General features: G+C 72.1%; 6 protein-coding genes. 1 reads left to right on the top strand and 5 read right to left on the bottom strand.

Annotated features, from left to right (window positions below):
- The 4 genes from F4X11_13500 to F4X11_13485 all read right to left on the bottom strand — a co-directional run.
- On the bottom strand, window positions 1–486 hold a 486-nt coding region (locus F4X11_13500), incomplete at its 3' end, for an MTAP family purine nucleoside phosphorylase (protein MYN66028.1).
- Window positions 476–904, bottom strand: a complete 429-nt coding sequence (gene mce, locus F4X11_13495; protein ID MYN66027.1) for a methylmalonyl-CoA epimerase — start codon at window positions 902–904, stop codon at window positions 476–478. The genes mce and F4X11_13500, both read right to left, overlap by 11 nt.
- Complete coding sequence (meaB, locus tag F4X11_13490) at window positions 901–1836, bottom strand: methylmalonyl Co-A mutase-associated GTPase MeaB (GenBank protein MYN66026.1); 936 nt, start codon at window positions 1834–1836, stop codon at window positions 901–903. Before meaB ends, mce begins: the two co-directional genes overlap by 4 nt.
- Before the next feature lie 24 nt (window positions 1837–1860).
- Window positions 1861–3000: an acyl-CoA dehydrogenase gene (locus F4X11_13485; GenBank protein ID MYN66025.1), complete on the bottom strand. Its 1140-nt coding sequence runs from the start codon at window positions 2998–3000 to the stop codon at window positions 1861–1863.
- Between the two features lie 92 nt (window positions 3001–3092).
- On the opposite strand from F4X11_13485, the gene F4X11_13480 reads away from it, so the two are divergent.
- Complete coding sequence (locus F4X11_13480; protein ID MYN66024.1) at window positions 3093–3584, top strand: hypothetical protein; 492 nt, start codon at window positions 3093–3095, stop codon at window positions 3582–3584.
- A 57-nt stretch (window positions 3585–3641) separates the two neighbouring features.
- Here the strand turns inward: F4X11_13480 and F4X11_13475 are convergent, their stop codons facing one another.
- Window positions 3642–4286 carry a hypothetical protein gene (locus F4X11_13475; protein ID MYN66023.1) on the bottom strand — a complete coding sequence of 215 codons (645 nt, stop codon included), beginning with the start codon at window positions 4284–4286 and terminating at the stop codon, window positions 3642–3644.
- Between the last annotated feature and the right edge of the window lie 145 nt (window positions 4287–4431).

Here is a 4431-nt window from a genome sequence, read left to right as displayed (position 1 = left end):
CCCCCCCCCCCCCCCCCCCCCCGCGCCCCCCCCCCCCCCCCCCCCCCCCCCCCCGGCCACGCGGCTCAGCGCCGCGCAGACCGGGTGCGCTAGCGAGACGTGCGCGGCTATGCCCCGCCCGAAGAAGGTGCCGATGCGCCCGCGCGTACGGTCCAGGAACTGGTCGGGAACGACGATGTCCTGCGGCCGGTAGCGCTCCTGCAGGCTCCCGACGGCGCTCGCGGACACGAGCCACTCGACGCCGAGCTTCTTCATGCCGAAGACGTTCGCCCGGAAGTTGAGTTCCGACGGGAGGATGCGATGCCCCGCGCCGTGACGCGCGAGGAACGCGACGCGCCGCCCCGCGAGGACGCCCACCACGTAGGGGGCGGAGGGCGCCCCGAACGGCGTCTCGATCTCGCGTTCCTCGCGGTCCGTGAGCCCGGCCATGTCGTACAGCCCGCTCCCGCCGATGATGCCGATGCGTATCCGTTCGTCAGCGTGCATGATGCGCAGCCTGCGCGCCCCTCTCCTGCTTGAGCTCGACGAGGACCCCGTGCGCGCCGGAAGGATGCACGAAGGCGACCAGCGCGCCTTCGGCTCCGTCGCGCGGCGTCTCGTCGATCAACCTGACCCCGCGGGCCTTCAGCCGCGCCAGGGCCGCCGCGATGTCGTCGACCCGCAATGTGATGTGGTGTATCCCGGCGCCGCGGCGCGTCACGAAGCGCCGGATGGGCGACTCGTCCGTCGTCGCCTCGAGCAGCTCCAGCGCGGCCGATCCGACGCGCACGAAATGCGCGCGCACTCCCTGCGACGGGACGTCCTCCGTCGCGTCGACCTCCAGGCCGAGGGCGTCCGAATAGAAGGCGAGCGCCGCGTCGAGGTCGTCCACCGCGATTCCGATGTGGTCCAGTACCGCCTTCATGAATCCGGTTCCTCCTGGACGAAACGCCGCACCAGATCGCCCGCCGCCGCATACGGATCGATCTCGCGGGCCGCGATGGCGTCGATGGCGTCGTCGAGGTCCCGCTCCGCCCCGATGCGCGCCACGATCCGGCCGACCAGGATCGCCTCCAGCCTCGCGCGCGCACGGCGCCGCGCACGGTCTCCGGCGGCGAGCCCCCGATCGGCGAAGCGGCGCACGGCGCCGATGGCGTCATCGACGCCTTCTCCGGTCGCCGCGCAGGTCTTGACCACCGGCGGCCGCCACCGATTCGTCCCGGGTTCGCGCAGCGAGAGCATCCCCTCGATCTCCGCGACCGCGCGATCGGCGCCGTCGCGGTCCGCCTTGTTGACCACGAACACGTCGGCGATCTCCATGATGCCGGCCTTGATCGCCTGCACGTCGTCACCGCCCCCGGGAGCGAGGACCACCACCGACACGTCGGCGATCCGGCTGACGTCGATCTCGCCTTGGCCGACCCCGACCGTTTCGATCAGCACGACGTCGATCCCCGCCGCGTCCAGGACGATCCGCGCATCGTCGGTCGCTCGCGCCAGGCCGCCGAGCTGCCCGCGGGTCGCCATGCTGCGCACGAAGACACCGCCGTCCGCCGCGTGTCCCTGCATCCGGATGCGGTCGCCGAGAATGGCCCCGCCGCTGAACGGACTGGTCGGATCCACGGCCAGTATCCCGACCCGCAGGCGCTCCCGACGCAAGGCGGCGGTCAGGCGGTCGACCAGCGTGCTCTTGCCGACGCCCGGCGCCCCGGTGAGGCCCACGGCCAGAGCGCGCCCCGTCCGCCCGAACAACCGGCCGACCAGCGCGGCCGACCCGGCATCCTCCCGCTCCACCACGGATATCGCGCGCGCGATCGCGCGAGCATCTCCGGCCAGCACGCGTTCCGCGAGATCCATCAGGTCGGCGTCCTGCGAGCGGCATCAGCCCAGATACTGCCTCGCGATCACCAGCCGCTGGATCTCGCTCGTGCCCTCGCCGATGGTCAGCAGCTTCACGTCCCGGTAGAGCTTCTCGGCCGGATAGTCCTTCACGAAGCCGTACCCGCCGTGAATCTGGACGCATTCGCCGGCTGCACGGACCGCAACCTCGCTGGCGTAGAGCTTGGCCATCGACGACTCGCGCGTCGTCGGCCGACCCTGGTCCTTGAGGAAAGCCGCGCGGTAGGTCAGGAGCCTGGCCGCATCGATCCCGACGGCCATGTCGGCCAGCTTCCATTGAATGGCCTGGAAGCTCCCGATCGGCCGGCCGAACTGCGTCCGCTCCGCGGCGTGGCGGCGGGCGGCGTCGAAGGCGCCCTGGGCCAGTCCGACGGCGAGGGCGGCGATGCCGATGCGGCCTGCGTCGAGCACCGCCATGGCGTCGGCGAATCCGCGGCCCTCGCGGCCCAGCAGGTGATCGCGCGGCACCCGACAGCCGTCCAGGCGCGTGTCTGCGGTGGTGCTCGCGCGCATGCCGAGCTTGCTCTCCTTGCGGCCTGCCGACAGGCCGGGCGTCCCGCGCTCGACGACGAAGGCCGAGATGCCGTGCCGGCGTGCGTTCGGGTCGGTGACCGCCATGACCACGGTCAGCCCGGCAAGGCCCGCATGGGTCGTGAACGTCTTCGTGCCGTCCAGGACCCAGTCGCCGCCGTCGCGCCGGGCGCGCGCGCGCAGGCTGCCCGCGTCACTGCCCGCGTCCGGCTCCGTCAGCGCCCAGGCTCCCAGGTACTCGCCGCGGACCAGCGGCGTCAGCCAGCGCTCCTTCTGCGCTTCGGATCCGAACATCGCGACGTGCGCGGCGGCCAGCCCGTTGTGCGCCGCGACCGTCAGGGCGATCGTCGGATCGACGCGCGCGAGCTCCTCGATGCAGATGCAGTACTCGACCGCCGAGAGCCCGGCGCCTCCGTAACGGGCCGGGAACTGGATGCCCAGCAACCCCAGCTCGGCAAGCTGCGCCAGAAGCTCGACGGGAAACGCCTGCGCCTCGTCCCATTCCATCACGTGCGGCGCAATCTCCCGCTCCGCGAACTCGCGCACCGCCCGGCGCGTCACCTGCTCCGCTTCCGTGGGACGAAAGTCCATTGGCCGTCGAGACTCTATCATGGGCGATTGCGCCGACCCGCGGAGCCGCCGCGCTGACCCCGGACCTTCCAACCGTCGATAATGGGAAGGACATGCACGTCCGCCGCGCCGGCCGCCGGCTGTCCTTCGCACTGCTTCTGCTCCTCGGCACCGGCGCCGGCCCGGCATCCGCCGATCTCACGGTCTTCGCCGGGCGGGCGACACCGGACCGCGGGACGCGGGGAGCCGCCCTCGGAGTCTCTCTGCGGCCGGTCGGTCTGGAATTCGAGTACGCCGGAATGCCCGCCGCCGGGTCCGACTCGGACCCGGCGCGGCAGACGGGTCTGTTCAACCTGGTCTTGAGCGCGCCCCTGGACCGCCAGCGCCGACTCGAGCTCTACGGCGCCGTCGGCGGCGGGTTGTACCGCGAACGCACGGGATCTCACGCGCAGACCAATCTGGCGGTCGGCGCGGGCGCAGGCGTCAACATCTCTTTGCGCGGACCGCTTCGTCTCCGGATCGACTACCGGCTGCTGGTGCTGCGAGGGGCACGGGCAGACCGCCGCCCACGGCGGGTGTACGCCGGCCTCAGCATGCCGTTCTGACCGCAGCGATCGCCGAGAACCGCGTCCTCCGGCGCTGCCGCCCGCGGCCGCTCCCCGTCAGCCCGGATCCTGGACAAGCTCCACCGGTTCGAGCTCGAGCGACGTCTGTCCCATCCCGAAGGACTGCATGTAGGTCTCGTAGAGCGACTGCACTTCTTCCGGGAACACCTGGTTCAGAAGTTGTGCCACGGCGTAGTTGGCGTCCGCCACGACCGGATCGAAGAGCCAGACGTAGACCGCGTTGTTGTTGGGGCCCGGCGGCTCGGACACGCGGTACATCGTCCAGCCCGCCGCCAGAGCCCGATGCTCCGCGTCCTCGCTCGCGGCGAGGGCCTCCACCATTCGTCTGGTCAACGCTTCGAAGCCGCTGCCGCTTCCGGACTGGACGTAGTTGATGATCATCGCGGCCGGGGCATCGAACGTCCGGGCGGCGATCGCGGGAGCCGGTTCCGTCTCTGCCTCGTCGGCCGCCGCGGCGTCATCGGACGGAGCGTCCCCGTCGGCCGACGGCGGCTGCGCCCCGGGAAACGGCAGCGGCGTCGGTGGCGACGCGGGCTGTTGCGCCGCCGTCGGCGGCTGGGATGCGCGAGCGGACTCGAGAGGCCGGGGCAACACCATGCCGACGGCTACCCCTGCCAAGGCCACGGCGGTCAACGCCCACGTGAAACGGACCGCGCCAAGACCGGGCCGGCGGCTGTTCATGGGACGCATCGGTGCACGCTGACAACCACGCGGATGAGGGCCGGGGGGGGGGGGGGGGCCGGCGCCCGGCGGGGCGCCCCCCGCCGGGCGCGCCCCCCCGGCCCGCCCCGCCAAAAACAAGACAACCAGCAAAAAAAACACAGAA

This window comes from Acidobacteriota bacterium (genome assembly GCA_009861545.1).
Classification (GTDB): Bacteria; Acidobacteriota; Vicinamibacteria; order Vicinamibacterales; family UBA8438; genus WTFV01.
Note: the sequence above shows the minus strand (reverse complement) of the source record. Positions and strands in the feature narration are given on the sequence as shown.

Coding starts and splice junctions, on each gene's coding strand:
- mce (MYN66027.1), bottom strand. CDS start 904: ATGAAGGCGGTACTGGACCACATCGGAATCGCGGTGGACGACCTCGAC.
- meaB (MYN66026.1), bottom strand. CDS start 1,836: ATGGATCTCGCGGAACGCGTGCTGGCCGGAGATGCTCGCGCGATCGCG.
- F4X11_13485 (MYN66025.1), bottom strand. CDS start 3,000: ATGGACTTTCGTCCCACGGAAGCGGAGCAGGTGACGCGCCGGGCGGTG.
- F4X11_13480 (MYN66024.1), top strand. CDS start 3,093: ATGCACGTCCGCCGCGCCGGCCGCCGGCTGTCCTTCGCACTGCTTCTG.
- F4X11_13475 (MYN66023.1), bottom strand. CDS start 4,286: ATGAACAGCCGCCGGCCCGGTCTTGGCGCGGTCCGTTTCACGTGGGCG.